31 protein-coding genes are annotated in these 25,278 nt (G+C 56.9%); 14 read left to right on the top strand and 17 right to left on the bottom strand.

What is annotated here, in order from left to right; all coding sequences use genetic code 11:
- Positions 1 to 39: 39 nt before the first annotated feature.
- A complete protein-coding gene (locus tag ACIQT8_RS08115) occupies positions 40 to 795 on the bottom strand; it encodes an SDR family oxidoreductase (RefSeq protein ID WP_262527702.1) in 756 nt (251 codons plus the stop codon).
- A 210-nt stretch (positions 796 to 1,005) separates the two neighbouring features.
- Between ACIQT8_RS08115 and ACIQT8_RS08110 the strand changes: the two genes are divergently transcribed.
- The 7 genes from ACIQT8_RS08110 to cydX all read left to right on the top strand — a co-directional run bounded on the left by ACIQT8_RS08110 (position 1,006) and on the right by cydX (position 8,218).
- Positions 1,006 to 1,188: a hypothetical protein gene (locus ACIQT8_RS08110; protein WP_400964676.1), complete on the top strand. Its 183-nt coding sequence runs from the start codon at positions 1,006 to 1,008 to the stop codon at positions 1,186 to 1,188.
- Positions 1,189 to 1,198: 10 nt separating this feature from the next.
- Positions 1,199 to 1,771, top strand: a complete 573-nt coding sequence (locus ACIQT8_RS08105; protein ID WP_400964675.1) for a GbsR/MarR family transcriptional regulator — start codon at positions 1,199 to 1,201, stop codon at positions 1,769 to 1,771.
- A gap of 8 nt (positions 1,772 to 1,779) precedes the next feature.
- Complete coding sequence (gene cydD / locus ACIQT8_RS08100) at positions 1,780 to 3,570, top strand: thiol reductant ABC exporter subunit CydD (RefSeq protein ID WP_400964674.1); 1,791 nt, start codon at positions 1,780 to 1,782, stop codon at positions 3,568 to 3,570.
- On the top strand, positions 3,567 to 5,258 hold the full coding sequence (gene cydC, locus ACIQT8_RS08095) for a thiol reductant ABC exporter subunit CydC (RefSeq protein ID WP_400964673.1): 1,692 nt from the start codon (positions 3,567 to 3,569) through the stop codon (positions 5,256 to 5,258). Before cydD ends, cydC begins: the two co-directional genes overlap by 4 nt.
- 75 nt (positions 5,259 to 5,333) lie before the next feature.
- Positions 5,334 to 6,911 carry a cytochrome ubiquinol oxidase subunit I gene (locus tag ACIQT8_RS08090; protein ID WP_400964672.1) on the top strand — a complete coding sequence of 526 codons (1,578 nt, stop codon included), beginning with the start codon at positions 5,334 to 5,336 and terminating at the stop codon, positions 6,909 to 6,911.
- A 5-nt stretch (positions 6,912 to 6,916) separates the two neighbouring features.
- Positions 6,917 to 8,074: a cytochrome d ubiquinol oxidase subunit II gene (cydB, locus tag ACIQT8_RS08085; RefSeq protein WP_400964671.1), complete on the top strand. Its 1,158-nt coding sequence runs from the start codon at positions 6,917 to 6,919 to the stop codon at positions 8,072 to 8,074.
- A 21-nt stretch (positions 8,075 to 8,095) separates the two neighbouring features.
- Positions 8,096 to 8,218 (top strand): cytochrome bd-I oxidase subunit CydX, encoded by a 123-nt coding sequence (cydX, locus tag ACIQT8_RS08080; protein ID WP_400964670.1) that lies wholly within the window; start codon positions 8,096 to 8,098, stop codon positions 8,216 to 8,218.
- 58 nt (positions 8,219 to 8,276) lie between these two features.
- Here the strand turns inward: cydX and ACIQT8_RS08075 are convergent, their stop codons facing one another.
- The 8 genes from ACIQT8_RS08075 to ACIQT8_RS08040 form a co-directional block, all read right to left on the bottom strand.
- Entirely contained in the window at positions 8,277 to 9,236 is a 960-nt protein-coding gene (locus ACIQT8_RS08075) for an asparaginase (protein WP_400964669.1), read from the bottom strand.
- Positions 9,237 to 9,314: 78 nt separating this feature from the next.
- Positions 9,315 to 9,503, bottom strand: coding sequence for a hypothetical protein (locus ACIQT8_RS08070; RefSeq protein WP_262527718.1), 189 nt, complete (start codon positions 9,501 to 9,503; stop codon positions 9,315 to 9,317).
- Positions 9,504 to 9,583: 80 nt separating this feature from the next.
- Positions 9,584 to 10,000, bottom strand: a complete 417-nt coding sequence (locus ACIQT8_RS08065) for a DUF3597 domain-containing protein (protein ID WP_400964668.1) — start codon at positions 9,998 to 10,000, stop codon at positions 9,584 to 9,586.
- 12 nt (positions 10,001 to 10,012) lie between these two features.
- Positions 10,013 to 10,264 carry a GlsB/YeaQ/YmgE family stress response membrane protein gene (locus ACIQT8_RS08060; RefSeq protein ID WP_138792035.1) on the bottom strand — a complete coding sequence of 84 codons (252 nt, stop codon included), beginning with the start codon at positions 10,262 to 10,264 and terminating at the stop codon, positions 10,013 to 10,015.
- Positions 10,265 to 10,398: 134 nt separating this feature from the next.
- Entirely contained in the window at positions 10,399 to 11,256 is an 858-nt protein-coding gene (gene nadC, locus ACIQT8_RS08055) for a carboxylating nicotinate-nucleotide diphosphorylase (RefSeq protein ID WP_262527720.1), read from the bottom strand.
- A gap of 1 nt (position 11,257) precedes the next feature.
- Complete coding sequence (locus ACIQT8_RS08050) at positions 11,258 to 12,799, bottom strand: L-aspartate oxidase (protein WP_400964667.1); 1,542 nt, start codon at positions 12,797 to 12,799, stop codon at positions 11,258 to 11,260.
- Positions 12,796 to 13,767 (bottom strand): quinolinate synthase NadA, encoded by a 972-nt coding sequence (gene nadA / locus ACIQT8_RS08045; protein WP_400964666.1) that lies wholly within the window; start codon positions 13,765 to 13,767, stop codon positions 12,796 to 12,798. Before nadA ends, ACIQT8_RS08050 begins: the two co-directional genes overlap by 4 nt.
- A 69-nt stretch (positions 13,768 to 13,836) precedes the next feature.
- Positions 13,837 to 14,739: an NrtR DNA-binding winged helix domain-containing protein gene (locus ACIQT8_RS08040; RefSeq protein ID WP_400964665.1), complete on the bottom strand. Its 903-nt coding sequence runs from the start codon at positions 14,737 to 14,739 to the stop codon at positions 13,837 to 13,839.
- A 188-nt stretch (positions 14,740 to 14,927) separates the two neighbouring features.
- On the opposite strand from ACIQT8_RS08040, the gene ACIQT8_RS08035 reads away from it, so the two are divergent.
- Complete coding sequence (locus ACIQT8_RS08035) at positions 14,928 to 15,425, top strand: thermonuclease family protein (RefSeq protein WP_138792040.1); 498 nt, start codon at positions 14,928 to 14,930, stop codon at positions 15,423 to 15,425.
- Positions 15,426 to 15,491: 66 nt separating this feature from the next.
- Here ACIQT8_RS08035 and pyk read toward each other — a convergent pair whose 3' ends face one another.
- Together pyk and ACIQT8_RS08025 are read right to left on the bottom strand one after the other, a co-directional pair.
- Positions 15,492 to 16,931: a pyruvate kinase gene (gene pyk / locus ACIQT8_RS08030; protein WP_138792041.1), complete on the bottom strand. Its 1,440-nt coding sequence runs from the start codon at positions 16,929 to 16,931 to the stop codon at positions 15,492 to 15,494.
- Positions 16,931 to 17,413 carry a DUF1036 domain-containing protein gene (locus tag ACIQT8_RS08025; RefSeq protein WP_178340659.1) on the bottom strand — a complete coding sequence of 161 codons (483 nt, stop codon included), beginning with the start codon at positions 17,411 to 17,413 and terminating at the stop codon, positions 16,931 to 16,933. Before ACIQT8_RS08025 ends, pyk begins: the two co-directional genes overlap by 1 nt.
- Positions 17,414 to 17,607: 194 nt before the next feature.
- Here ACIQT8_RS08025 and ACIQT8_RS08020 point away from each other — a divergent pair, with 194 nt between their 5' ends.
- The 3 genes from ACIQT8_RS08020 to ACIQT8_RS08010 all read left to right on the top strand — a co-directional run bounded on the left by ACIQT8_RS08020 (position 17,608) and on the right by ACIQT8_RS08010 (position 19,128).
- On the top strand, positions 17,608 to 18,396 hold the full coding sequence (locus tag ACIQT8_RS08020) for an N-formylglutamate amidohydrolase (RefSeq protein WP_400964664.1): 789 nt from the start codon (positions 17,608 to 17,610) through the stop codon (positions 18,394 to 18,396).
- A gap of 18 nt (positions 18,397 to 18,414) precedes the next feature.
- The gene (locus ACIQT8_RS08015; protein WP_400964663.1) at positions 18,415 to 18,720 is read left to right on the top strand and encodes a DUF1244 domain-containing protein; all 306 of its coding nucleotides are present in this window, start codon (positions 18,415 to 18,417) and stop codon (positions 18,718 to 18,720) included.
- Between the two features lie 150 nt (positions 18,721 to 18,870).
- A complete protein-coding gene (locus ACIQT8_RS08010; RefSeq protein ID WP_138792045.1) occupies positions 18,871 to 19,128 on the top strand; it encodes a DUF2312 domain-containing protein in 258 nt (85 codons plus the stop codon).
- A gap of 57 nt (positions 19,129 to 19,185) precedes the next feature.
- Here ACIQT8_RS08010 and ACIQT8_RS08005 read toward each other — a convergent pair whose 3' ends face one another.
- The 5 genes from ACIQT8_RS08005 to ACIQT8_RS07985 all read right to left on the bottom strand — a co-directional run bounded on the left by ACIQT8_RS08005 (position 19,186) and on the right by ACIQT8_RS07985 (position 21,974).
- Entirely contained in the window at positions 19,186 to 19,806 is a 621-nt protein-coding gene (locus tag ACIQT8_RS08005; protein WP_400964662.1) for a hypothetical protein, read from the bottom strand.
- 98 nt (positions 19,807 to 19,904) lie between these two features.
- Positions 19,905 to 20,030 carry a type B 50S ribosomal protein L36 gene (ykgO, locus tag ACIQT8_RS08000; protein WP_003497670.1) on the bottom strand — a complete coding sequence of 42 codons (126 nt, stop codon included), beginning with the start codon at positions 20,028 to 20,030 and terminating at the stop codon, positions 19,905 to 19,907.
- Positions 20,031 to 20,154: 124 nt separating this feature from the next.
- The gene (locus ACIQT8_RS07995; RefSeq protein ID WP_400964661.1) at positions 20,155 to 21,246 is read right to left on the bottom strand and encodes a 5-(carboxyamino)imidazole ribonucleotide synthase; all 1,092 of its coding nucleotides are present in this window, start codon (positions 21,244 to 21,246) and stop codon (positions 20,155 to 20,157) included.
- 8 nt (positions 21,247 to 21,254) lie between these two features.
- Positions 21,255 to 21,722, bottom strand: a complete 468-nt coding sequence (gene purE, locus ACIQT8_RS07990) for a 5-(carboxyamino)imidazole ribonucleotide mutase (RefSeq protein WP_178340680.1) — start codon at positions 21,720 to 21,722, stop codon at positions 21,255 to 21,257.
- A gap of 48 nt (positions 21,723 to 21,770) precedes the next feature.
- The gene (locus tag ACIQT8_RS07985; RefSeq protein ID WP_138792049.1) at positions 21,771 to 21,974 is read right to left on the bottom strand and encodes a YdcH family protein; all 204 of its coding nucleotides are present in this window, start codon (positions 21,972 to 21,974) and stop codon (positions 21,771 to 21,773) included.
- Positions 21,975 to 22,207: 233 nt separating this feature from the next.
- On the opposite strand from ACIQT8_RS07985, the gene ACIQT8_RS07980 reads away from it, so the two are divergent.
- Positions 22,208 to 22,384 carry a YdcH family protein gene (locus ACIQT8_RS07980; RefSeq protein ID WP_138792050.1) on the top strand — a complete coding sequence of 59 codons (177 nt, stop codon included), beginning with the start codon at positions 22,208 to 22,210 and terminating at the stop codon, positions 22,382 to 22,384.
- 118 nt (positions 22,385 to 22,502) lie between these two features.
- Here ACIQT8_RS07980 and ACIQT8_RS07975 read toward each other — a convergent pair whose 3' ends face one another.
- Entirely contained in the window at positions 22,503 to 23,267 is a 765-nt protein-coding gene (locus tag ACIQT8_RS07975; protein WP_400964660.1) for a sulfite exporter TauE/SafE family protein, read from the bottom strand.
- A gap of 104 nt (positions 23,268 to 23,371) precedes the next feature.
- Here ACIQT8_RS07975 and ACIQT8_RS07970 point away from each other — a divergent pair, with 104 nt between their 5' ends.
- Both ACIQT8_RS07970 and ACIQT8_RS07965 read left to right on the top strand, forming a co-directional pair.
- Positions 23,372 to 24,025, top strand: coding sequence for a thiamine phosphate synthase (locus tag ACIQT8_RS07970; protein ID WP_400964659.1), 654 nt, complete (start codon positions 23,372 to 23,374; stop codon positions 24,023 to 24,025).
- 8 nt (positions 24,026 to 24,033) lie between these two features.
- Entirely contained in the window at positions 24,034 to 25,134 is a 1,101-nt protein-coding gene (locus ACIQT8_RS07965) for a tetratricopeptide repeat protein (RefSeq protein ID WP_400964658.1), read from the top strand.
- The last annotated feature ends 144 nt before the right edge of the window (positions 25,135 to 25,278 follow it).

Genomic DNA, 25,278 nt, shown 5'->3' with positions numbered 1-25,278 from the left:
GAAATGCTGGATCAGCTGGCGCGGCGGAGACGAGGGGTTTTAGAGCGAAACGCTGATGCCGCCGTCCACGTAGAGAATATGTCCGTTGACAAATGTGGATGCGTCCGACGAGAGGAAAATGCAGGCGCCGACAAGCTCGTCTACCTTGCCCCACCGTCCGGCGGGCGTGCGCTTTTCGAGCCAGCCGGTAAAGGCCGGGTCTGCCACGAGTGCGGCGTTAAGCGGCGTGTCGAAATAACCCGGCGCGATGGCGTTGCACTGCAGGCCGTACTTCGCCCAGTCGGTTGCCATGCCCTTTGTCAGGTTTCCAACGGCGCCTTTCGTGGCGGTGTATGGGGCGATGCCCGGGCGAGCAAGGGCAGTCTGGACGCTGGCGATGTTGATGATCTTTCCGCGTCCACGGCCAATCATGTGGCGGGCAGCCGCCTGTCCAGCGTGAAAAACCGAGGCGATGTTGGTCTGCAGAAGGCGCTCGAAGGCGTCGGCAGGAAAGTCTTCAAGCGGTGTGCGGTGTTGCATCCCGGCATTGTTGACGAGAATATCGATTGCGCCGACTTCGGCCTCGAAGCGATCGATCGCTTCACGAACTGCCGCGTGGTCAGTGGCGTCGAATGCAAGAGTTTTAGCGCCCTTGATGCTTTCAGCCGCAGCTTTGAGTTTTGTTTCGTCTCTGCCGTTCAGGACAACTTCGGCGCCTGCTTCCGCCAGACCCTTCGCCAGCGCAAGGCCAATGCCCTGTGAAGAGCCCGTAATCAGGGCACGACGGCCGGAAAGGTCAAACAACTTAAGGCTCACAATTTCCTCCACGGATTTCCTAGTGTGTTATCGGTAACATTCGCTTGCCCGTTACGGCTTTGTCAAGGTCAGAACCCTGAAATTCAGTCGTGCCGTCCGCGCAAATCCCGCCTTCAAGGCATTTCCTGAATAACCGCAGTACATCTGGCGTGCAAAGTCATTGAGTGAAAAAAATCATCTGTTGGCATTGCGGCGGCATGGGAAGACCAGATGATATCGGTATCATGCGAATTCTTGCGGGCTCGTATCGAGATTATCGGCAAGGCCCTGTCATTCAAAGCCTTCAGCGGCCTGCCGTTTGTCTGTGTGACGCTTTTTGACGCAGTTCAAAAAGGAGATTTGATGTCGTTTGTTTTTTGTTATATCGAAGTTTCAGAAATTACTGAAAATTAGGAAATAAAGCGTGTCTGCAAATCTCTCGCCTCTCGTCCAGTCATTTGTGCTGCATTTCGGCGAAATGGGCAGTCGATGGGGAATCAATCGCACGGTCGGGCAGGTCTATGCTCTTCTTTATCTATCGCCGGAGCCGCTCTGCGCAGACGATATCGTCGAGGCGTTGGCGATCTCTCGTTCGAATGTGTCGATGAGCCTGAAAGAGCTTCAGGCCTGGAACCTTGCAATCCTCAAGCATCTGCCCGGAGATAGGCGCGACTTTTTCACGACTCCGGAAGATGTCTGGCACATCCTTCGTATACTTGCGGAAGAGCGTAAGAAACGCGAAATTGATCCGACGCTTAGCGTATTGCGCGAAATTCTCATGACGACGCCTGAAAGCGAGAGCGAGCGCCACGCCCAAAAGCGTATCGAGGACATGAAGGTGCTGATCGAGCAACTGACTGGCTGGTACGACGACGTCAAAAAGCTCGAAACCGAGAGACTGGCATCGCTTTTGGCATTGGGCGCGAAGGTCACCAAGCTACTGGATACCAAGGATAAGATTGTTTCGCTTGCCAAACCGCGCGGCAAAAAGAGGTAACGGGATCAATGACCGCTTCCACATCCGCATCGCCTTCCTCTGCTGTCGCTGATCCCGGTCAATTTGCTCGAGAAGCGACGAACAATGCTCATGACACGGCGGGACGACGGGTTTCGGAAGCCGGGATCGCGAACGTTGGACAGGAAAAGAAACGTGCCCCATCGCAAGGCAGGTCCGTCGCATTTTTGCATGCCGTCGTCGCCCTTATCTGGTTGCCGCAGGCAGCATTGCTGGCTCTCTCCGTCGGTATGATCGCTGATGCGGCGCCGATGATATCGATCGTGCCCGCCGCCTCTGCGGTTCTCGTCCTCGGGGTTCTCAAAGCATGGCTGGAAAAAGCGGCATCACGCCGATCGTTTCAGGCTGCCCGTCGCGTACTTTCTCAAGAGAGAGCGGAAGCGCTTGCTATTGTGGCGACAGCGTCTCCCCTCGATTCATCCCGTACGACGTCCGGGGAGGCGGCAAGTGTAATTGCAGAGAGTGCGGAAGCACTCGTCCCCTACTTGTCCCGGTTTCTACCGGCGAGAATGAAGGCGACGGTCGTGCCCATTGTTTTCTTCGTCGCTATCTTCCCATTCTCCTGGGTTGCCGCACTGGTGCTGCTTTTCGCCATGCCGACGATACCTCTGTTCATGGCGCTGATCGGCTGGCAGGCCAAAGCGGCAAGCGAAAAGCAACTGGCCGAGACCGGCAACATGAACGCCTTCTTGCTGGATCGCTTGCGCGGACTGCAAACGATCCGGTCCCTGGAGGCCGTCGATCTAACTGCCCGTAGACTTAGGGGTGATGCCGAAAACCTCAAGAAGCGGACGATGGCAGTTTTGCGGATTGCTTTCCTGTCATCCGCGGTCCTTGAGTTGTTCGCGGCTCTTGGGGTTGCAATGACCGCTGTTTATGTCGGCTTCCATCTGCTCGGTTTTCTGGAATTCGGGGCCTGGGGGCAGCGGTTGACGCTGGCAGAAGGCCTTTTCATTTTGCTTCTGGCACCCACCTTTTTTGAACCGATGCGCGAACTGTCTGCCGTGTGGCACGATCGCGCTGCGGGCGAGGCGGCAATGGATGCACTGCGCAAGTTCAGGAACAATGCGGTCTCAGTTGTTGGAAACTGTCAGGACGCTACGGAACGTTCTATTGCGAGCGCACCGACCTTGGAGATCAAAGGGCTGTCTTTCGCTTATCCGGGCGGGCCGTACGTCATTTGCGATTTTGACCTGTCCGTTCGGGAGGGTGAATCCGTTGCGCTCCTTGGCCCTTCTGGCTGCGGAAAATCGACCATACTCTCTTTGATCGCTGGTTTTGCTGCTGCCGATACGGGCTTAATCGAGATCGGTGGCACGCCACTGAATGCCGATACGGCTGACGCATTGCGCCAGACGGTTGGATGGATCGGCCAGAAGCCTTTTTTTACGGCCGGCTCGCTGAAAGCCAATGTTCGCTTTGGTCGTCCTGATATCACCGATACAAGCGTTGACCGTGCGTTGCAGGAAACTGGGCTCGATGCATTGGTATCTGCGCGCCAACACTGTCCCGTCGGTGATGGCGGTCATGGAATCTCCGGCGGCGAGGCTGTGAGGCTGGCCATAGCGCGGGCGGTTGCCGACTCTGCAACAAAGCTGTTGCTGGTCGATGAGCCGACGGCGCATCTCGATCGCGAAACTGCGGAACGGATTGCTGACAGCCTCTGTCGGCTCGCCAAAGACAGGACCCTGATCGTGGCGACGCATGACCCGGTTCTTGCGAGGCGTATGGACAGGGTTGTGGATCTGGCTGCCCTCAGCCAAGGGGAGGAGCGTTCATGATGTCGCGTCTTGCCGTGTTGAAGCCCATCACCCAGCTTTTTTGGTCGTCACGTCGGACAATGTTGTGCGCAGGTGCTGCGCTCGCCGCGACAACGGTCATGGCTGGTATTGGACTTCTGGGCGTCTCAGGCTGGTTCATCACGGCCACGGCAATTGCCGGTCTCGCACCAGCGACAGCCTATGCATTCGATGTTTTTGCGCCATCAGCGGCAATCCGGCTGCTTGCGCTGTCTCGGACCGCCGCACGATATGGCGAGCGTCTGACAACGCATGAAGCAACGCTTTCTGTTCTCGCAGCACTCCGGGAAAAGCTTTTTCGTGGCTGGGCCGCGCCCATGGCTGCAAAGGCGCTCGAGGCCAGGCCGGTTCGCCTGCTGAACCGTTTGACGGCCGATATCGACGCTCTGGATTCGCTTTATTTGCGCGTTCTCGTACCGGGAGCCGTTGCAATTCTGGCAGCGATTGCGACGGGGCTAGGGCTTAGCATTATGCACCCGCTCGCCGGGCTCGGTGCAGCTATCTTCCTGCTGGTCGCGGGCCTTGGAATCTCTATCAAAGCCTCCTTAAAGGCAGAAAAATTCGCTCGCCGCCGTGCGAGTGGTCTTGAGTCTTTGCGGGCGCGCACCGCTGACATGGTCAGCGGTCAGGCGGAGTTCTTGACGACGGGTCGCCTGTCGGCACAGGTGGCGGCTGCGTGTGACGCGGACGATTATCTGAGAAGATGCGACGATCAATTAAATCGGATTGAAGTTGCAACGGGCTTTTCGTTTGGGATCAGCTCAGCCGTTCTGCTGGCGACTACACTGTTGGGAATGGCCTGGCTGGCCGAACATGGTGTGATCGATGCGCCCGCGGCAGCCTTGGGATTGCTCGTCTGTTTTGCCGCCTTGGAGCCTTTTGCTGCTTTGCGAAGGGGAGCAATGGAACTTGGAAGAACATTGTTCTCCGCCCGACGGATTGCCCCACGCCTTTCTGCCGCTGATACGGTGTTTTCTCCCTCCGTGCCTGCAACGGGCATGGCCGTCGAATTTGCAGGTGTGAAACTGACGCTTACTGGCAATTCCCGCCCGGTTCTTGATGATGTCGATTTAAACATCAAGGCCGGTGAAACGGTCGCAATCTTAGGGGCGAGCGGTGCTGGAAAGACAAGCCTGCTCAATCTGATTGCCGGCGAACTGATACCGGATACCGGATACGTCAACGCTTTCTCTTCGTCGCTTCTCACACAACGAAACGAACTGTTTCGCGACAGCCTTGGAGACAATCTCCGGCTTGCCAAACCCGACGCGACCGATCGCGAACTCTGGGACGTCCTCGATGCTGCGGGTCTTGGTACCCTGGTCAAGCGCTTACCCGAGGGGCTTGAAACTCGTCTGGGCGAGGGCGGGCAGGGCCTGTCCGGTGGGCAATCCCGCAGATTTGCGCTTGCGCGGTTTCTGTTGAGAGACAGGCCCCTCTGGCTTCTGGACGAGGTGACTGAAGGCCTCGACGGCAAAACAGCGCGCGACGTGCTCGCAAGGCTGTTTCAACACGCGACGGGAAAAACTGTCGTGATGGTGACGCACAATCGGCGTGAGGCTGAATTCGCCGATCGCATTGTGGTTCTGAAAGAGGGGCATCCGTTTGATGAATGTCAAAGCGGTACCCCAGGCTACGGCGTAGTGTTGCAAACATTGCGTCCGGACTGATCGATTTTTTCAGGGTCGGTGCTGTTTTTGAAACAGGAGACTGACCTTTTTTGAAGAAAAAGGTGGGGTAAACACATGGAACTCGACATCGTGGCGCTATCGCGCCTCCAATTCGCAGTTACTGCCTTATATCATTTTTTGTTCGTCCCTCTGACACTTGGTCTGTCGGTGGTGATCGCCATCATGGAAACGGTCTATGTCATGACCGGCCGGACGATCTGGCGACAGATGACGAAATTCTGGGGAACACTGTTCGGCATCAACTTCGTGCTCGGTGTATCCACCGGCATCGTCATGGAATTCCAGTTCGGTATGAACTGGAGTTATTACAGCCACTATGTTGGTGACATCTTCGGGGCGCCGCTCGCCATCGAAGGCATGATGGCGTTCTTTCTGGAAGCCACCTTCGTTGGTCTCTTCTTTTTCGGCTGGGATAAACTGTCGAAGGTTGGTCACCTGATCGCGACCTGGTGCGTTGCGCTCGGTTCGAATTTCTCTGCACTATGGATCTTGATTGCCAATGGCTGGATGCAAAATCCTGTCGGTTCGGCTTTCAATCCTCAGACCATGCGCATGGAAGTGACGGATTTTTTCGAAGTTCTGTTCAACCCGGTCGCTCAGGCGAAATTCGTCCATACAGTCTCGGCTGGCTATGTAACGGCCGCAATCTTTGTCCTTGGTGTTTCAGCCTGGTATGTGCTGAAGGGACGCCATGTCGATCTTGCCAAACGCTCGATGACGGTTGCGGCCTCGTTCGGACTTGCTTCGGCTCTCTCCGTCGTCGTGCTGGGCGATGAGAGCGGTTATCTCTCAACTGAACATCAGAAGATGAAACTCGCCTCTATCGAAGCGATGTGGGAAACAGAACCGGCACCTGCTCCCTTCACCGCGATTGGTTTTCCCGATCAGGAAGCACGCGAAACCCATTTCGCCGTTCATATTCCCTGGGTCATGGGCCTGATCGGCACACGCTCGCTCGACACCGAAATTCCTGGTATCAACGATCTCGTCAAGCAGGCTGAAAACCGTATCCGTGACGGCATCAAGGCCTATGATGCACTGATGCAGATTCGTGCCGCCGGCAAGGGTACGCAGTTGCCTGAAGAAGTACGCGGCACCTTTGCGGAACTCGGGCACGAACTTGGATATGCATTGCTGCTCAAGCGCTACGTCGACGATCCGAGACAGGCGACAGACGAGCAGATCGCCAAGGCCGCGACAGATACCATTCCGCACGTCCCGACCTTGTTCTGGTCGTTCCGCATCATGGTCGGGCTCGGCATCTTCTTCATCCTGTTGACGGCAACATTCTTCTACCTGTCAGCCCGCCGCCGGTTGGATCACTATCCTATCCTGCTGAAGGTGGCCGTGTTTGCCATTCCGCTGCCGTGGATCGCTGCGGAAATGGGCTGGATCGTCGCAGAGTTCGGCCGTCAGCCGTGGATCATCGAAGGTGTGCTGCCGACCGCCGCTGCGGTCTCCAGCCTCAGTGCTTCGACGGTTCTGATTACGCTCCTGTGTTTCATCGCCATCTACACGGTTCTTTTCATCATCGAGATGGGGTTGATGCTCAAGGCGATCCGCAAGGGGCCTGATCCGGACAAGGAACCGGAGGCGCCGCTCGTTCCCGAAAAACTCGTCGCTGCGGAGTAAACAACATGATCCTGCACGAACTTATCGACTACGAAATTCTCCGCCTTATCTGGTGGTTGCTGCTCGGCGTCCTGCTGATAGGATTTGCGGTCACCGGTGGTTTTGATCTCGGTGCTGGTGCGTTGCTGCCTTTTGTCGCTAAAACCGACATCGAGCGGCGTGTCGTCATCAATTCCATCGGCCCAACCTGGGAAGGCAACCAGGTGTGGCTGATCCTTGGCGGTGGTGCCATCTTTGCGGCCTGGCCACCCCTTTACGCGGTGTCCTTCTCGGGTTTCTATCTGGCGATGTTCGCCACCCTGTTTGCGCTCATCTTGCGGCCGGTGGGGTTCAAATATCGCTCCAAGCGCGAGAGTGTAGTGTGGCGCACAAGCTGGGACTGGGCCTTGTTCGTCGGGGGCTTTGTACCTGCCCTGATCTTTGGCGTTGCGGTTGGCAACGTACTTCAAGGTGTGCCGTTCCACTTCGATGACGACCTTAGGATCTTCTATGACGGCACGACACTGTTCGAACTTTTGAACCCCTATGCCATTCTCTGCGGTCTTGTGTCCGTTGCCATGCTGCTGATGCATGGTGCGGCATGGCTGATGCTGAAGACGGACGGTGTCATCGCCGAACGTGCCAGGGCTTTCGGGAAAGTTGCGGCGCTTGCCACGACCGTTGTCTTTGCGCTTGGCGGCATTTTCCTGTGGCTCGGCGTTGATGGTTACCGCTTCACGTCCGAGATTGCCACCGGTGGTCCGTCCAATCCGCTTGGCAAAACGGTTGAAGTGGCAAGTGGTATCTGGTTCCAGAACTACACCACATATCCGTGGATGATGATTGCGCCAGCACTTGGCCTTGGTCTGCCGCTGATCGCTTTTGTTTTCATTCGTATGCGCAAGGCAGTGATGGCACTTCTCGCCAGTTCTCTGGCAATCTTCGGCATCATCTCGACTGTCGGCCTTTCGATGTTTCCCTTCATCCTCCCGTCCTCGGTCGATCCGAAGTCGAGCCTGACTGTCTGGGATGCTTCATCCAGTCATCTGACGCTGTTCATCATGCTGGTTGTCGCGGTGATCTTCGTGCCGATGATCGTTGCTTACACGACCTGGGTCTACCACGTGCTGTGGGGAAAAGTGGATGAAAAGTCGATCCGTGATGAAAGCGGACACGCGTACTGAGATCAAAGAAGGAGATCGAACATGTGGTATTTCGCCTGGCTGCTCGGCCTGCCTCTCGCCGCCATCTTCGCCGTCATGAACGCCATGTGGTATGAATTGATGGAAGAAAATGCCAGGAAGGCAGAGGTTCAATCGAAAGAGTAAATCTGTTCTTTCGAGACAGTATAAAAGGCGGCTTCCGATGTGGAGCCGCCTTTTTTCGTTAATGCACGTCGTCGACGGTTTCGTCGAATGCATCTCGGATGGCGTCAGCATCGGCGCCACTTGCCAGAAGAGCGGCCAGGAGAATACGTGCCTGGCCCGGCCGCAATGTGCGTGAATGGATGGCTCCTGCTTTTGCTAGGTCGTGCCCACCGCCCCCGCCACCATAACTGGGCGAAAGTGCGCCGTCGGGCACGCGACTGGAAATGATGACCGGCAGACCCTTGGACTTGCATTCGCGAACCGCCTCGACAATCAGCCGATTGGCATTGCCCGATCCCAGGGCCTGCAGCACGATGCCGCGTGCACTTGCCTCCACACTTGCCTTTATCTGTGTGGCGTCGCAGCCGGGATAGATGGCGATCATGTCCACCCGGACTGGATCAACCCGACCAGATAATTGGAATTTTGTTCTCGTTGTTTCGCCACGGGCATTTCGAAATGCGTCGGCCTTGTCGCTGCTGAATTTGTATGCGCCCCATGCCGATACAGTCCTGCCACCAAAGGCGATCTGAACACCACGCGCAGCATTGACGGCGTCTGACGCGAGCGAAATTGCATGGTGAAGATTACTTGGACCATCAGAACAGGCATGGTCGGCAGCAAATTGTGCGCCGGTGAAAATCACGGGCTTTTCGATGGCGTTTTGCAAATGAACGAGAAGTGCGCTCTCTTCCATCGTGTCGGTGCCATGCATCACCACGACACCACGCACCTCGCCGTCAGTGATTTGCTGTTTCACGGCATCGCTGATCGATTGCATGTCGGCGAAGGTAAGGCTGGAGGAATCTTTCGACATCAGATTGACCGTTCGAAGACGCGCATCGACCTCGGGAAGAACGGAAAGAAGGTCATCACCTGTCAACGCGGGCTTAAATGCTCCGTCCTCGCCACGTTTGCTTGCAATGGTGCCGCCGGTTGCGATCACCGTGACGAGTGGTGTTGATTGCGCCTCTTTCACTAAAAACCTCATCCTGTTGAACTCTGGCGCTTATAGCATGTTCACAAGATGGCTCCACTCTTTGTGGTTGAGCACGTTTCAGTGGATGGAGATGCTGCGCTTGTCAGCTTCCTCTTTGATGATGTCTTCGACGACCGCACGTTTCAGATGCGGATTTCCCAGAAGATAATCTTCTGCAATCTCGAAGATTGATTTCGGATTCTCGGTCTTGTGAAGGGTGTCGAGGTCTCTGCCTATCTGTTCGCGCAGGCTGTCGTAGTCGTCCATTTCTTTTCTCCTTGCGGGACATGGCCGGACCGACTGGTTAGTTGAAAAGGCCAGGGGTGTTACCCCTGGCCTCCGGCATGTCAATCAAGCAACTCGGCTGGCAGCTTGCCGCCATTTTCCGAAAGTTTTTTAATGACGGCTTTGTGAAGCCACATATTCATCGCGGCGGAATCTGATGTGTCGCCGGGATAATGCAGTTCGGCGGCCAGTTCTTTGCGGGCGCTGAGGCTGCTGTCGAGGTCGAGTGCCTTGAGAAGGTCGACGATGGAATGTTTCCAGTCGAGTTTCTGACCGTTTTTCTTGACGGCAGCGTCCAGGATGGCGGCAACATCGACTGTTCCGGCTGGGGCGGGTGCAGCACCTGTTGCGGTTGGCTGCGCAGGTGCCGGTGCCGCAGGCGCAGGGCTGCCCGATGGTGCAGGCGAAGGCGCTGCCGTTTCAGTGGCGGCCTCGGCCTTTCCGAAGATGGCGTTTTTGATTTTGTCAAAGAAGCTCATTTCATTCTCCCTTTAGCGGCGAATCGCTCGCCCTACGGCGATCAGTATGCACGCGCCTATGAAACCTGCGATAAGGTATCCGAGCCATCCCCCAAGGGAAACGCCCACAAGTCCAAGCAGAAAATTCGCGACAATCGCACCGATGATGCCGAGAATAATATTCATGAAAACACCCATGTTGCTTTTCATGAACTGTTCGGCAAGCCACCCTGCAATGCCGCCGATGATAATGGCCGCAATCCAGCCAACCTGTGCATCTTCCATAACACGCCTTTCCTCTCTGATAGCGATCCGCTGATAAAGACAGGTTTTTGCACGCATTCGTCCCCCGCCTAGAAGCACGGACCTCATGGCAAGGCGATAACGGATATGTGAGACGTTTGTTCCGGTATCCGCTCTCAACAGTTGTGGGAAAAATCTAGGCCGATATCGAGCACCGGCGCGCTGTGCGTCAGCCATCCAACGGAAATCAGGTCAACACCGGTTTTCGCGATGGTGGCAGCCGTTTGCGGATTGATACGGCCCGAGGCTTCTGTGATGGCTTTGCCAGCGACGATATCAACGGCTTCACGCAACATCTCAGGGCTCATGTTGTCGAGCAAAACAGCGTCGACGCCTTCTTGCATCGCTTGCCTCAGTTGGTCGAGCGTATCGACTTCCACTTCAATTTTGACGAGGTGGCCGACACTAGCCTTTGCGCGGCGAATTGCTTCGGCCGTGCTGCCTGCAACAGCGATATGATTGTCCTTGATGAGGACTGCATCGTGAAGAGCAAAGCGATGGTTCATGCCGCCACCTGCACGGACGGCATATTTTTCCAGGGCGCGAAGGCCGGGTGTTGTCTTGCGGGTGCACGCCACTGAGGCTCTTGTTCCAGCAATGGCTGCTACGATACCGGCCGTAACCGAGGCTATGCCTGAGAGGTGGCCAAGAAAGTTGAGTGCGGTGCGCTCGCCGGTCAAAAGGCCGCGCGATGGGCCTTCTATTGTCGCGATGATGTCGCCGGGATCGACCGCTGAGCCGTCATTCACCTGCCTTTTCATCGTAATGGCTGGGTCGACAAGCTGGAATGCAAGTTCTGCGGCATCCAGGCCCGCGATGACACCCCTGTCGCGCGCAGCCATGACAACTGTTGAACGATGGTCTGCAGGGATCACGGAATCAGAGGTTATATCGCCTGCAAGCCCCAGATCTTCCATCAGGGCAATGCGAACCGGTGCTTCAATCACAAGACGTGGCAAGGGGGAGAGGGGCATGTCAGGCACTCCGAGCGATGGTGTTGGAAGAAATATCTCGGGCAAACGACAGGATCTCGTCGAGGCAAAGACTGCGTCTTTCCGCAATTCCCTTCAGTGGAAAATCATCGCGAAAATGCGCACCGCGCGATTCCTGGCGCAAGGCGGCAAACACGGCAATCGACAGGCCGACGATTGCCGGGTCGGAGGCTGGGCCGTTCTGCTCGGTCAGTTGCAGAAGGCCGGCGATCGCCGTTTTCAGGCCGGCTGCATTTCTGGTGATGCCGAGATGCCGGGAGACAAGCGGGCGAACAATACGTGGATCGGCTTCCGCAAGGGAACCGATTGCGCTTACACCGGCAGGCAGAGGCGCTGAAAAAGAGCATGCATCTTGTGCGGCGCGCATGCCCATGACGGCTGCCTCGAGCAGCGAGTTACTCGCAAGCCGGTTTGCACCATGCAATCCCGTGCAGGCTGCTTCGCCCGCCACCCAGAGGCCGGGCAGGGAGCTGCGGCCATTCCGATCCGTCGCGACGCCGCCCATGTGGTAGTGCACCGCAGGCCGCACCGGGATCAGGTCGCGGGATGGATCAATGCCCGCCTCTTTGCAAAGCCGGTCAATCGAGGGGAACCGTGTTGAAAACCGCGATCCAAGCGCCTTGCGTGCATCGAGGAAAACCCGACCGCCGCGGACAATCTCCCGTTCTATGGCGCGTGCGACGATGTCGCGTGCAGCTAGCTCCTGACCCGGAATATTTGCCATGAAACGTTCGTTTTTTTCATTCAGGAGCGTGGCGCCTTCACCGCGTACGGCTTCGCTGACGAGAGCCAGGGGGCGCCGCGCCGAGGCTAGCGCGGTGGGATGGAATTGGACAAATTCCATATCGGTGAGCATGGCGCCGGCCCGTGCCGCGAGCATGATGCCCTGCCCGAAATTTGCCGTTGGATTGGTCGTTGCATCGTAAAGCCCGCCAATCCCGCCGGTTGCCAGGATGACCTTGCCGGTCAAAAGGGTGAAGGTGCCTTTTTCACCTGCGCAATGGAGGCCGGCCACGATGCCATCGTCTGCAATCAGCCGGCGGACATCCACGCCAGCCATGACTTCGATGGAGGGCGTCTGCAGCACTGCTGCGGTGAGTGCTCGAATAATGGATGCGCCTGAGCCATCTCCCTCGGCATGGATAATCCGCCTGCGGCAATGGGCGGCCTCCAGTCCGAACAGCAATTCGCCTTGGGCGTCGCGATCAAAATTCACGCCATTTTTTTCCAACGCCGCAACGATCGATGGAGCGGCTGCGAGAATATCCGCAGCCATTTCTGGAGCAGACAGGCCATCGCCTGCCGCCAACGTGTCGGCCAGATGAAACGCGACGTCGTCGTCCGGAGCCAGACTGGCGGCGATCCCACCCTGTGCCCAGGCGCTGGATGTTTCACGACCCAGTGCGCTTCGTGTCAGAAGGACAACGGGTTCAGGCGAGACTGTCAGCGCGGCCATCAGTCCGGCAATACCGCTACCAACGATAACGGTTTTTCCGGTGTGCTGCCTTAGACGTTCCGGCGTCATACTGCCAACATCCTCTCAACCGCGCGGCGGGCAGCGACAGCAACCTCGGCATCTACCATCACTTCATGCCTGTTTTCCTCGAGTGCGCTTCGGATGTTGGCAAGCGTGATGCGCTTCATGTGTGGGCAAAGATTGCAGGGGCGGATGAATTCCACGTCTGGATGATGGACGGCCACGTTGTCGCTCATCGAGCATTCGGTCAAAAGCACGACGCGGGCAGGTCGCGCCTGGCCGACATAGTCCGACATGACGGCGGTCGAGCCAGAAAAATCGGCAGCGTCGACGACATCTGGCGGACATTCCGGATGCGCCAGCACCGTGACGCCCGGATAGCTTTCGCGCAGTTCGCGTATATCGTCGGCGGTGAACAGTTCGTGGACTTCGCAGTGGCCTCGCCAGGCAATGAGCTCCACCTTGGTCTCGCGAGCGACATTCTGTGCGAGATATTCGTCCGGCAACATCAGTACGCGTGGGACGCCAAGCGATTCAACCACCTGGCGGGCGTTGCCGGATGTGCAGCAAATGTCTGAGGCGGCCTTAACCGCTGCTGATGTGTTGACGTAAGTCACGACCGGAACGCCGGGATAGGCCTTGCGTAAAAGAGCAATGTCTTCGGGCGTGATGGAATCCGCCAGGGAGCAGCCTGCGGCCATATCGGGGATAAGCACTGTTTTGCTGGGGTTCAGCAGTTTGGCCGTTTCGGCCATGAAATGAACGCCGGCCAGAACGATGACATCCGCCTCCACTTCCATCGCCTTGCGCGCAAGCGCGAGACTGTCTCCGACGATGTCGGCAACGCCGTGGAAGATCTCCGGCGTCTGATAATTGTGGGCGAGAATGACGGCGTTGCGCTTGCGCTTCAGCTCCAGAATTGCCTCGACGTCATCTTGAAACCCCATCCATTCGGCTTTGGGAATGACGCGGCTGACGCGGTCATAAAGGGCTGCGGCGGAAATTCGTTCGTTCATGGCGCTCTCCCAAATATACTCATATTGAGCATATGTCGGGCAAAGAGATATTCTCAATTAGAGCATATGTCAATTGCGTGAGAGAGGCAGCTTTGTTCCGGAGAGCGCGCGCTCATCAAGGATGGTCTGTTGGAAGCGGAAAAGCTTCGCGGGACGTCCACCCGTTTCGCTGGTCACATCGCCTGTTTCCTCGACCAATTGCTGTTGTTCGATCAGGCGACGGAAATTTTGCTTGTGCAAAGTCAGTCCAGCGAGCGCCTCGATGGTCCGTTGCAGTTGCAGGAGTGTAAAGGCATCGGGCATCAGTTCGAAAACAACCGGGCGGTATTTGATCTTGGCACGCAGGCGTGCGATCCCGGTTGCAAGAATGCGGCGATGATCGGCAAACATCGCCTTGCCGAAATTGATATGTGGCTCCGTCTGCGCTTCGGTTACGAGCCCGGCCTCGTAGAGAAGTTCATAGCGCTGCAGCGTGAGATCCTCGTTCCAGCCGCCGCCGTCCATTCCGAAGGTGAAATCGGCACGCAAATGGCGCTGGCTCTGGCGTTGAGGGTCGGAATCTGCCCAGGCGCGTAGCTTTTCAACGAGTTGATCCAGCACCGCCGGGCGGCCGCGCCGGTGATCTTCCCAAGGGAAATAATCGTACCACCCCCACCACGACGGTCGTTTGCTGTCGCTTGTTTCCTGTTCCCGGACCAGTCCAAGATAACCGATGGAGATTGTCCTCCCGCCGAGAATGTCATTGTTCCGGTCTCGGTCGGCAAAGGTGTAGAGCTGTTCCAGGTAACCAACCGGATAATGGGTCTGTTCATGGATCCATTCGCGAAGCCCGCTTTGCAATGTCCTGTGGCCAAACTCGAACGGCCCGGAAGGCAGAGCCTCTCCCGTCCTGACGGTCATCACTCGCGGTTCTTCTGCGGTAACAGCGGTGACGACGGCAATGAGTTCGGCGTGGGCGAGCCCGATTGTCACGGTTATTCCTTATCGCATCTGATTGATTTACTCACCTTTTGGCACAGGAACGTTGCCGCGCCAACTGCGGCTGCTTGTTGTGCGAGGGCAAAAGTACGGCAACTTTTGTATGCGGCCTTTTAATGTAATCATTGCAATTGCTGTTATGCTTTGTCCGTTAACCTGCTGTCCTTGAACATCACGGAGAGATTGTGCGGCAATTTGCAGTTCTGCTTTTCCAGATTGCGATCGTTATCGGCTTGGGAATTGCAGGCATTCGCACTGCATCGTACTTGAATGGCGAGGTTTCCGAGCCGGCGGCACGTCTTGCCACTCATACGGAGATGGTATGGACGACGGCACCAGTGCGCGTGAATGTCGAGACACAGAATTTCGAGCGTATTCCCACCCCGCCCGATCCCTTTCCCTTGAAAATGCATGCCGACCAAAGTTTTCGCGTCACCTCCAACAACGGGTTCGTCTTCAAGGAACAGGAGTATCGGCTTGATGGCGTCGAGACCGTGGAGCGCAACAAAGTCTGTCTCGATCTTGAAGGACGACGGTTTGCCTGCGGGCTGAACGCGTTTAAGAAGCTGGAAAATCGTATCCGGGGAAAATATCTGGAGTGTCGCGTGGTCGGGCAGGTCGAGCAGGTGTCGCTGGTCGAATGCCAGATAAATGGCCAGGACGTGCGGGCAATCCTCTGACGTACAACGCTCCAAAAAAAAGCCCACCAAATGGCGGGCTTCTTCGTTGATATCGGGACGTCGGGATCAGACGCCGCTCTGGCCGTCGGAGCCGATATAGGCAATGCGCACCATGTTGGTTGCGCCTGGCGTGCCGAGGGGAACGCCCGCCGAAATGATGATGCGGTCGCCGGGCTTGCCGAAACCTTCGGAAACAACAATGCGACATGCGCGGTTGACCATGTCATCCAGATCATTCGCATCGCCGGTGACGACGCAATGCAGACCCCATACGACCGATAGACGGCGCGCGGTCTGAATGATCGGCGACAGCGCAATGATCGGAACCTGAGGACGTTCACGCGAAGCGCGTAGACCCGTCGTGCCCGACGATGTGTAGGTCACGATCGCAGCGAGCTTCAGCGTTTCGGCGATCTGGCGTGCGGCCAGCGAAATCGCGTCCGCACCCGTGGCTTCCGGCTGGGCGCGCTGTGCGTAGATGATGTTCGAATAATGCGGGTCCTGTTCCACGGTGCTGGCAATGGATGCCATGGTGGAAACGGCCTCAACCGGATAATCGCCAGATGCGGATTCGGCAGAAAGCATGATCGCATCTGCACCTTCGAAAACGGCGGTTGCAACGTCGGAGACTTCGGCGCGGGTCGGAACCGGTGCGGAGATCATCGATTCCAGCATCTGTGTCGCAACGACCACCGGCTTGCCGGCGCGGCGGCAGGCGCGGGTCAACTGCTTCTGAATGCCCGGAACGGCTTCAAGCGGCATTTCAACGCCGAGGTCACCGCGGGCGACCATCAAGGCGTCTGAAAGTTCGATGATTTCCTCGATGCGTTCGATAGCCTGCGGCTTTTCGATCTTGGACATCAGGCCAACGCGACCGCGAGCGATCTTGCGAACTTCTGCCAGATCTTCCGGACGCTGAACGAAGGAAAGTGCGACCCAGTCGACTTCATTGGTGGCGAGAACAGCGTCAAGGTCAACGCGGTCCTTATCGGTCAGAACGCCGACGCCGAGCAGCGTATCGGGGAGGCTGATGCCTTTGCGATCGGAAATCTTTGTGCCGGAAACGACTGTGGTCACGATGCTCTTGCCGTCGCTCTTTTCGGCGCGCAAATGCAGCTTGCCGTCATCGATCAGCAGCCGATGGCCAGGCTTGACGGCCTCGAGAATTTCCGGATGAGGCAGGAAAACGCGGGTGTTGTCGCCGGGCGTGTCGTTGTTGTCGAGCGTGAAGGTCTGGCCTGGAACGAGATCGACCTTGCCTTCAGCGAATTTTCCGACGCGCAGCTTGGGACCCTGCAGGTCGGCAAGAATGCCGATAGGACGGCCGTTGCGGCTCTCGACCGAGCGGATGCGCTGAATGAGCGTCCGCATCACGTCGTGGCTGGCATGGCTCATGTTGATGCGAAAGAGATCGGCGCCGGCAAGATGCAGCTTCTCGATCATTGCCTCTTCGGAGGAGGCGGGACCAAGGGTAGCAAGAATTTTGACTTTGCGATTACGCTTCATCAGTTTTGACTTTCCTGTGTGCCTGGCGTGTCGGAAAGCTGGACCATCCAGCTACCCTGTCTGCCCGTGTCGTATTCCTTGAAACCCATTCTCTGGAAGCTGCGCGCGTAGCAATCGTCCACACCGCTGATCTTGAACTCGTTTTCCGCCACGCACATGTTGACGTCACCGGTCCATCGGCCGCCACGGGCGGCATCTTCGGCATAGAGATAATAATAGCGGGACTGCAATTCGCCCTCTATCAGCGTTGCGCAGGTGGAGGCAGGAACCTGCCACCAGCCTTCGCTGACCCAACCCTCTTGCGCCCTGTAGCCGATAGCGACACCGACGAGGTTTTGCGTGCTGTTGCAGACGCGAAAATCCGCAAGAGCGGGCTGCGCAATGAAGAGCGGGGTTGCAAACAATGCGGCTGCGGAAAAAAGACGAGCAAGATTCCGATACTTGCGGGGAAGAGCGAAGAATGACTGAGTCACGGCTTCCATCCGGATTCCATGGTTATAATGAACACACTTCTTGGCGCGGTCGCCCAAGAAAGTCAACGCGAGTTTAATCGATTATATTGGTTGTCGGATCGTGAGTGCGGTAGGGTAGATAGCGGTTTTTCCGCCTAAACTTGCGCGCGGCCTCAAGCCATGCCATCAAGTTCCTCTCCTCAATCCTGTCCCAGAAAACATCGATGAACGACTTCATACCCTATGAAATCATAGAAGGCCAATATGACAAAGGCATGGTTCTTCTGGCAGACCATGCAATGAACCTTCTTCCGCCACAGTACGGTAAACTTGGCCTACCGCAAGCCGCTTTTGAACGACATATCGCATTTGATATCGGGATAGAAGGGTTGACGCGATCACTTGCCGCCCGGCTCGGCGTTCCCGCAGTCATGGGTCGGTTTTCGCGACTGCTGATAGATCCGAATCGCGGAGAGGATGATCCGACGCTCATCATGAAGATTTCCGATGGTGCCATCGTGCCCGGCAATCATCCGATCTCAGATGAAGAGTGGCAGCAACGGATAGAGACCTATCATCGCCCCTATCACAATGCCGTTGGTCAGGTGCTTGGCAAAGTCGAAACCGTCACCGGGAAGGCGCCGCTGGTGCTGTCGCTGCATTCCTATACACCGTTCTGGAAGGAGACGCCGCGTCCCTGGCACGCGGCGGTTTTGTGGGATAGCGACCATCGCGCTGTTCACCCGCTTCTCGCTGGTCTTCGCGCCGCCAATGATATCCTTGTCGGTGACAACGAGCCCTATGACGGTGCGCTGAAGGGCGACACCATGTATCGCCACTGCATGATCAAGGGCATTCCCCACGCGCTTCTCGAAGTTCGGCAGGATCTGATCGGCAACGAGGCGGGCATAACCACTTGGGCGGGGCGGCTTGCTCCCATTTTTGCCGTAATGAACGACGATCCCGCTCTGCACGAATATCAGGTGTTTGCGTCGCGGACCGGGCCATATTGACGGATTTCGGAGTTTGCCATGACCATAGATAAAGACTTGCAACAAATGGAATTCGAGGCGGCGGCTTTCCGTCGCCTCGTGCAGCATCTTCGCGATCGTCACGATGTTCAAAACATCGATCTGATGAACCTCGCAGGCTTCTGCCGTAATTGCCTGTCCAACTGGTACCGGGAGGCTGCCGAGAATGCGGGTGTTGAAATGAGCAAGGATCAATCCCGCGAGATCGTCTACGGCATGTCCTACGACGATTGGAAGAACCGCTATCAAGGCGAGGCAAGTGCTGCTCAAAAGGCTGCATTTGAGGAAAACAAGCCAAAGGAATAACGCTGTATCGCAGGAAACGACTTGACGTAACGCCTGTCAGTGGGCAGTTCACAGGCCGGAATTTCTGCCGCACGACTGATGGCAACAGGCGAAGGCTTCGCCGACTGAACGAACAAGGCTCATGAAAGAGCCGCCACTACAAAGGAAAGAATGATGGACGAAACAGCGACCACTGAAACCGTAGCCGCCGCCGAACTGCGCCAGTTCATCGAGCGCGTCGAGCGTCTCGAAGAAGAAAAGGCCGCTATCCAGGGTGACATCAAGGATGTGATGGGCGAAGCAAAGGGACGCGGTTACGATACCAAGGCGATCCGCACCATCATTCGCCTGCGCAAGAAAGACGCCAACGAGCGTATCGAGGAAGAAACCATCCTGCAGACCTACATGGCTGCGCTCGGAATGGAATGATCTCCGCTTTTGCAGATCCATAAAAAGAAATCGCCGCTTATGCGGCGATTTTTGTTTTTAGCTGCGTGTTCCCGCCAGCTTCTCCGAGAGATCGCTGGCTTCCTTGCGGGCTTCCTTGTCTGCCGGATAGACCGCGAGATATTGCTCCCACGCCTTGAGGGCCAGTTCATCGCGGCCGGACGCTTCGAGAATGTTCGCGAGGCTTGCCAGCGCAGGAAAGTGCCTCGGTTCTTTTTCCAGCGTCAGATTGATGTCGGCCATGGCCTTGCGGGTATCGCCATCGGCAAAGTGTACCATGGCGCGGCGGTAAGGCGCCTGCGCAAAGTCGGGGTCGAGCAGGATGATCTGGTCGAGGAAGTCGTATGCGGCGGCATTTCGCTTTTCGTCAGACGCTTCCGAAGCCCATTGCATCAGCAGATTGATCGTGGCGCTGCCGGAATCATTCCATTCGGCGACAATCTGATTGGCGAGATTGCGCGCCTTCACCGCGTCTCGTTCTTTTTTGAGCGACTCAAACAGCGTATCAACGGTTTGGGCAGGGGCTGGGGCGATCTCTTCTATCGCCGGGGGCGTGGGCTGAGACACCTGTTGCGCTGCTGCGTGGCCGATCGACAGCGCGCCGATCAGCAGAAGGCTCTGGGCAAAAACAACAGACGTGCAAAAACGATTTGGGCGCATTCGGATAGATTAATCCGCGCGCGCCCAATATCAAATGCAAACTTTGTATCTATCAACAATGTGATCCGCGTAGAAAACGCAAACCGCAGAGCGATCAATCAGCCCTGACGAGCCTTGAAGCGCGGGTTCTGCTTGTTGATGATGTATACGCGGCCCTTACGGCGAACCAGGCGGTTATCGCGATGACGGGCCTTAAGCGCTTTAAGCGAATTCTTGATCTTCATTTTACTGGTCCGCAGTTTTGCACGGCTTCCACCGCGCTTAATCAAAACAATCAAAAGCGCGCAACGGGGCGCGCTCTTTTCGGTTGGCAGGCAGATACCAGTGCGGCCCCTGCCTGTCAACTCGTCACAGTGGTTTTCCCTGAAAAGACTCAGGATTTCCCGCATTCTTGAGTTGCGTGACATGGCCCATCTTGCGGCCGGGCCGTGCCTCTGTCTTGCCGTAAAGGTGCACAAGGCAGTCCTTTTCAGAAAGCCAGCGGGGGACGTCGTTGACGTCGTCGCCAATCAGATTGGTCATCACGCAGTCGGAGTGACGGCCAGTGCTGCCAGGCGCGAGGCCCGCGACGGCGCGAATATGCTGCTCGAACTGGGAAATGACGCAGGCTGCTTCCGTCCAGTGACCGGTATTGTGGACACGTGGAGCCATTTCATTCGCCACCAGTGAGCCATCCGGCAGGACAAAGAACTCGATGCCGATGACGCCAACATAGTCCAGAGCGGCAAGAAGCTTTTCAGCTGACTGCACAGCGGTCAGCTTTGCCGCGTCGGAAAGATTGGCCGGGATTGTGGACGTGTGCAGGATTCCGTTCAGGTGAACGTTTTCTGCAGGGTCGTAACAGGTCACGGTTCCATCCTTGAACCGCGCCGCGATGATCGAGACCTCCCGCTCGAAAGCGACGAAGCTTTCGAGAATCAGCGGTACGCCACCCAGTGCATCGAAGGCGCCGGTCAGATCCTCGCCGCCCTTGAACAGGCGCTGGCCCTTTCCGTCGTAACCCATGCGTCGGGTCTTAAGAACGCCTTTGCCGCCAAATTCGACCAAAGCGGATTCGAGTTCGGTCTGGCTGTCGACAGCGCGAAAACCCGCTGTCGGAATACCGCAATCGTTGAGAAAGCGTTTTTCGGTCAGGCGGTCCTGGGATGCGCTGAGAGCCTTTGCCGGCGGATAAACCGGTACGGAGGCGGCGAGCCTCTCGGCGGCGGAGACCGGCACGTTCTCAAACTCGTAGGTTACGACGTCGCAAAGGCTAGCAAGTTTGGCGAGTGCCTTTTCGTCATCGTAAGCCGCCACGATCTGATCGTTGCAGACCTGTGCGGCGGGACAATCCGCCTGCGGTTCGAGAACGATGGTCCGGAAATTGAGGCGTGCTGCCGCCATCGCCAGCATTCGGCCGAGCTGACCTCCGCCGATGATGCCGATGGTAAGGTTGTTCATGTTTCCGGTCACTGCGGATTGTCCATGGGGTATTCGGCAACGGCGGCTGACTGGCGCGCACGCCAGGCATCGAGCCGGTCAGCGAGATCCTCGTCGCCAAGGGCCAGAACGGCTGCTGCGAGCAGAGCAGCATTGATAGCGCCTGCCTTGCCGATGGCGAGTGTTCCGACCGGGATACCGGCTGGCATCTGCACGATCGAATAAAGGCTGTCCTGTCCCGACATGGTCTTGGACTGGACCGGGACACCAAACACTGGAAGTGGTGTCATGGCTGCGGTCATGCCGGGAAGATGGGCAGCTCCGCCTGCGCCTGCGATGATGACCTTGAAGCCTTCATCCTTTGCGCCGGTTGCGAAGTCGTAAAGACGATCTGGCGTTCGGTGTGCGGAAATGATGCGCGCTTCGTATTCCACGTCGAGGGCATCCAGAGTATCGGCGGCGTTCTTCATGGTTTCCCAGTCGGACTGGCTTCCCATGATGATGGCGACGGGCGGTGTTTCTGCTGTCACTTGGCTTGCTCCGGCTCAGGCAATGATATCGGGTATGACCTGGTCTTCGAGTTGGGACATCTTGTCCTTGACGGCCAGTTTTTTCTTCTTCATGCGCTGTATCCGCAATGCATCGCAGCTGGTCTGGATCATTGCGTTGATCGCTGCATCATAGTCCTCATGCTCCTGGCGCAACCGCGCCAGCGCGAGCCTGATGTCCGCCTGGTCCTGATCGGGCATCCTGTCATCCCCATTTATGCCAGCCGGATCGCCTCCGGCGCTTATGTGATCTGTTCTGGAGCCTCTATCACCAAATCGCGATAACGGGAAGTTTCCCATGCGACCAAATTGCCCAGATATTGTCATGATTTCGCCTTCGACAAGATTGTTAATCCATGTCACAGTGCTGTCGTAAACCTGAAACTCCAGTGATGGAGAGCTGGAGGTAGGTTCAAAAAGGAAGGACGTGCCGCATGACCATTCAGGCTCATATTGCATCGCTCGAAAAGAAACACGGCGCTCTGGAGGAAGAGCTCGAAAGTATTCTTGCTTCCCCGTCTTCGGATGACACGGAGATCGCCGATATCAAACGTCGAAAACTGCGCCTGAAGGACGAATTGCAGAGGCTCAAGGCTTCAACAAGGCATTGATTGACAGACTGCCGCCGCCTTCAATGTTGTAAGGACGGGCGGTTAGACAATTCAGGCTCTGGCTGCATCAAGGTGCGGTCGGAGCTTTTTAATTTTCTCCATATCAATTTTTGCCGTGTCAGATCGGTAATCCATCCCAGAGCAGCTTCAAGGCCGCAAGCAGCGCCATCGTGTACATCAGCGGATAAAAAACCGCAGGTTTCAGATATTTGACGATTTTTGCCCCTGCTATCGTGGCGAGCATTGCGACCGGAAGCAGCAGAGCTGACGTTTTCATGTTGCTGGAGTCGAGCGCCCCCAGAGCGAAATACGGGATGAGTTTGATCGCGTTCATGATCGCGAAAAAGCGAACGCTCATGCCCGTGTAGGTTTTTGGGTCCAGCTTCAGCGGCAACACATAGATCTGGAAGGGAGGTCCTCCCGCATGGGCAACAAAACTGGCGTAGCCCGACAGGGTCGACCACAGCGTTGCCGGTCCGCGTCGCTGCGGTTTTGCAGGAATTTCCTGGCCTTTTCTGCTGAGGAAACTCTCATAGAAATAACGCAGCACGAAGAGGATCGTCACGGTTGCAACGATGAGACGCATGGTGTCAGCCGAAATCATGCTGGAGGTTGCCCAGCCGATTGCAATACCGGCAATGGCTCCCGGCAGCATGATGAGCAATGTTTCGCGATGATTATGATGGCGCCAGGCCCAGAGAGCCACGATATCCATCACGATCAGGATCGGCAGAAAGATTGCCGCCGCCTGCACGGGCGGCACAGCAAGTGCCATAATGGGAACGCCCATGAGGGCAAGCGCACCGCCCAGTCCGCCCTTTGAAAGGCCTACAAGGATGACGGCGGGAATGGCGGCCATAAAAAAATGAAAATCTGTCAGCATGGATGGACGGTTGATCCTTTCGCCGGTCCGGTTTATCGGATTTGTCATATCAAAACGAGTGCAGATTGCGCCGAAAGCGTCTTCTGCCTGAAATGGACGAACCCATGACCACAACCGAAGACCGTTGCCGCCTTGTCCTCATCGTTCCGCAAGCGGACGACATGCAGAAGCAGGCCAAGGCCGTTGAAGAGGCGCTGCGTGGCGGCGATGTGGCCTCGGTCATCATTCCGCAATATGGCCTGGATGACGGTGCCTTTCAGAAAGTGGCTGAGTTGATCGTGCCGCTGGTGCAAAAGTCCGGCGCGGCAGCACTGATTGCCGGTGACAGCCGCGTGGCGGGTCGCGCCAAGGCCGATGGTTTGCATGTTACCACCGGGGGCGAGGCGCTGGCCGAGGCGGTCGAGAAATTTACCCCCAAGCTTATTGTTGGCGGTGGCAATGCCGATGACCGCCACAAGGCGCTGGAACAGGGCGAAGCCAATCCAGACTACATCTTCTTTGGCAAGCTGGAAGGTGACATCAAACCAGAGGCGCACCCGAAAAACCTGGCGCTCGGGGAATGGTGGGCATCGATGATCGAAATTCCGGCCATAGTGATGGGCGGTTCGGATATCGCATCCGTTGTGCCTGTTGCCGAGACCGGCGTCGAATTTGTTGCCCTGCGCAGTGCCGTGTTTGACCATGCTGCAGGACCTGCCCAGGCGGTTTCTGAAATCAACGCGCTGCTTGACGAAAAAGCGCCACGGTTTGACGGTTGATACGAGCGATGTTTACACGCGCTGCTCATCTTTGCCTTTCCGTTTCGCTTCTGGCGCTTTCCTTGAGCGCAGCGGCTTTCCCGGCTTTTGCGCAGTCCGGTCCGGCGACGGAGAAAAATCCTCTCGCTCGTCAGTTGGAAGATGAAGCGCAGCCGACCCGCCAGGGGCGTGTGCTGTCGGAAGAGCAGAAAGATTTGCAGCCGTCGCAGGGTGTCAACGTCTATCAGCGGATGGGTGCCGAACTTCCTGTCCTGCCGCCGGAGAAGGAATTTACCGGCAAGGTCGATGAGGCGTACGGGCATTACCAGCGTGGTGAATATGTTCAGGCCCTGGACAAGGCGCTCACCCGCGCCCAGAACGGAGATGCGACCGCACAGACGCTGGTTGCGGAAATGATGTCGCGTGGTCTGGGGATTGCACGCGACGAAAAGACCGCCGCGTTCTGGTATCAACAGGCAGCCGAGGGCAGCGATCCCGTTGCCATGTTCAAGTTCGCCCTCATTCTGATGGAGGGTAAATTCGTCACGCGCGACAAGGCCAAGGCGGACGATTTCATGCGCCGTGCTGCCGAGGCGGGGAATGCATCTGCCCAGTTCAACTGGGGCCAGATACTCGTTTCGGAAAACCCTGGTGCCAAGGGGTTGATGCTGGCATTGCCCTTTTACGAAAAATCCGCCGAACAAGGCATTGCAGATGCGCAATATGCCGTCTCGCAGATCTATTGGTCGGTGAAGGATGTTCCTGCTGAAAAGAAGGCGAAGGCGCGCGACTGGCTGATGCGTGCTGCCAAGGCAGGTTACGACACAGCGCAGGTCGATCTGGGAATCTGGCTGGTGAATGGTTCTGGTGGTGAGCGCAACCTGGATGAGGGTTTTCGCTGGCTCTACGGTGCGGCGCAGCGTGGCAACGTCGTTGCGCAGAACAAGGTGGCGCATCTCTACATTCAGGCGCTCGGTACTCGGCCTGACCCTGTTGAAGCCGCTAAGTGGTACGTGCTGTCGCGGCGGGCAGGCCTGAAAGACCCTTCGCTGGAGGATTTTTATCTCGGGATCACTGACGAACAGCAGAAAAAGGCAATCGAGGCCGCAAATCGCTTTCGGCCGATGTAACGGCAAGGAGAAGCGCCCTGTCGGCGCGCCTTGAGGCTTTTAGCCTTGAATTTCGGCGCGTTTTGTGGTCTTGAACCGCAAACTCTCAATTCAAGAATAATAATAGCCTTTCCTGCCCGGCCAGTTTTCGGGTGGTCCGGCAGC

Source organism: Agrobacterium sp. NPDC090273, from assembly GCF_044772305.1.
In the GTDB taxonomy this organism is placed as follows: Bacteria; Pseudomonadota; Alphaproteobacteria; order Rhizobiales; family Rhizobiaceae; genus Agrobacterium.
The sequence above is the reverse complement of the archived record's forward strand: the minus strand, read 5'-3'. Positions and strand labels throughout refer to the sequence as shown.

Bases quoted from the DNA above. Each gene is read 5' to 3' on its own strand.
- purE (WP_178340680.1), bottom strand. From the start codon at position 21,722: ATGGGAAGCCAGTCCGACTGGGAAACCATGAAGAACGCCGCCGATACT.
- ACIQT8_RS08015 (WP_400964663.1), top strand. From the start codon at position 18,415: ATGACCATAGATAAAGACTTGCAACAAATGGAATTCGAGGCGGCGGCT.
- ykgO (WP_003497670.1), bottom strand. From the start codon at position 20,030: ATGAAGATCAAGAATTCGCTTAAAGCGCTTAAGGCCCGTCATCGCGAT.
- ACIQT8_RS08060 (WP_138792035.1), bottom strand. From the start codon at position 10,264: ATGGAAGATGCACAGGTTGGCTGGATTGCGGCCATTATCATCGGCGGC.
- nadA (WP_400964666.1), bottom strand. From the start codon at position 13,767: ATGAACGAACGAATTTCCGCCGCAGCCCTTTATGACCGCGTCAGCCGC.
- ACIQT8_RS07970 (WP_400964659.1), top strand. From the start codon at position 23,372: ATGACCACAACCGAAGACCGTTGCCGCCTTGTCCTCATCGTTCCGCAA.
- ACIQT8_RS07980 (WP_138792050.1), top strand. From the start codon at position 22,208: ATGACCATTCAGGCTCATATTGCATCGCTCGAAAAGAAACACGGCGCT.
- ACIQT8_RS07975 (WP_400964660.1), bottom strand. From the start codon at position 23,267: ATGCTGACAGATTTTCATTTTTTTATGGCCGCCATTCCCGCCGTCATC.
- ACIQT8_RS08025 (WP_178340659.1), bottom strand. From the start codon at position 17,413: ATGGAAGCCGTGACTCAGTCATTCTTCGCTCTTCCCCGCAAGTATCGG.
- ACIQT8_RS07965 (WP_400964658.1), top strand. From the start codon at position 24,034: ATGTTTACACGCGCTGCTCATCTTTGCCTTTCCGTTTCGCTTCTGGCG.
- ACIQT8_RS08065 (WP_400964668.1), bottom strand. From the start codon at position 10,000: ATGAGCTTCTTTGACAAAATCAAAAACGCCATCTTCGGAAAGGCCGAG.
- cydX (WP_400964670.1), top strand. From the start codon at position 8,096: ATGTGGTATTTCGCCTGGCTGCTCGGCCTGCCTCTCGCCGCCATCTTC.
- ACIQT8_RS08050 (WP_400964667.1), bottom strand. From the start codon at position 12,799: ATGACGCCGGAACGTCTAAGGCAGCACACCGGAAAAACCGTTATCGTT.
- cydD (WP_400964674.1), top strand. From the start codon at position 1,780: ATGACCGCTTCCACATCCGCATCGCCTTCCTCTGCTGTCGCTGATCCC.
- ACIQT8_RS08020 (WP_400964664.1), top strand. From the start codon at position 17,608: ATGAACGACTTCATACCCTATGAAATCATAGAAGGCCAATATGACAAA.
- ACIQT8_RS08070 (WP_262527718.1), bottom strand. From the start codon at position 9,503: ATGGACGACTACGACAGCCTGCGCGAACAGATAGGCAGAGACCTCGAC.
- pyk (WP_138792041.1), bottom strand. From the start codon at position 16,931: ATGAAGCGTAATCGCAAAGTCAAAATTCTTGCTACCCTTGGTCCCGCC.
- cydC (WP_400964673.1), top strand. From the start codon at position 3,567: ATGATGTCGCGTCTTGCCGTGTTGAAGCCCATCACCCAGCTTTTTTGG.
- ACIQT8_RS07995 (WP_400964661.1), bottom strand. From the start codon at position 21,246: ATGAACAACCTTACCATCGGCATCATCGGCGGAGGTCAGCTCGGCCGA.
- ACIQT8_RS08005 (WP_400964662.1), bottom strand. From the start codon at position 19,806: ATGCGCCCAAATCGTTTTTGCACGTCTGTTGTTTTTGCCCAGAGCCTT.
- ACIQT8_RS08090 (WP_400964672.1), top strand. From the start codon at position 5,334: ATGGAACTCGACATCGTGGCGCTATCGCGCCTCCAATTCGCAGTTACT.
- cydB (WP_400964671.1), top strand. From the start codon at position 6,917: ATGATCCTGCACGAACTTATCGACTACGAAATTCTCCGCCTTATCTGG.
- ACIQT8_RS08010 (WP_138792045.1), top strand. From the start codon at position 18,871: ATGATGGACGAAACAGCGACCACTGAAACCGTAGCCGCCGCCGAACTG.
- ACIQT8_RS07985 (WP_138792049.1), bottom strand. From the start codon at position 21,974: ATGCCCGATCAGGACCAGGCGGACATCAGGCTCGCGCTGGCGCGGTTG.
- ACIQT8_RS08110 (WP_400964676.1), top strand. From the start codon at position 1,006: ATGATATCGGTATCATGCGAATTCTTGCGGGCTCGTATCGAGATTATC.
- nadC (WP_262527720.1), bottom strand. From the start codon at position 11,256: ATGCCCCTCTCCCCCTTGCCACGTCTTGTGATTGAAGCACCGGTTCGC.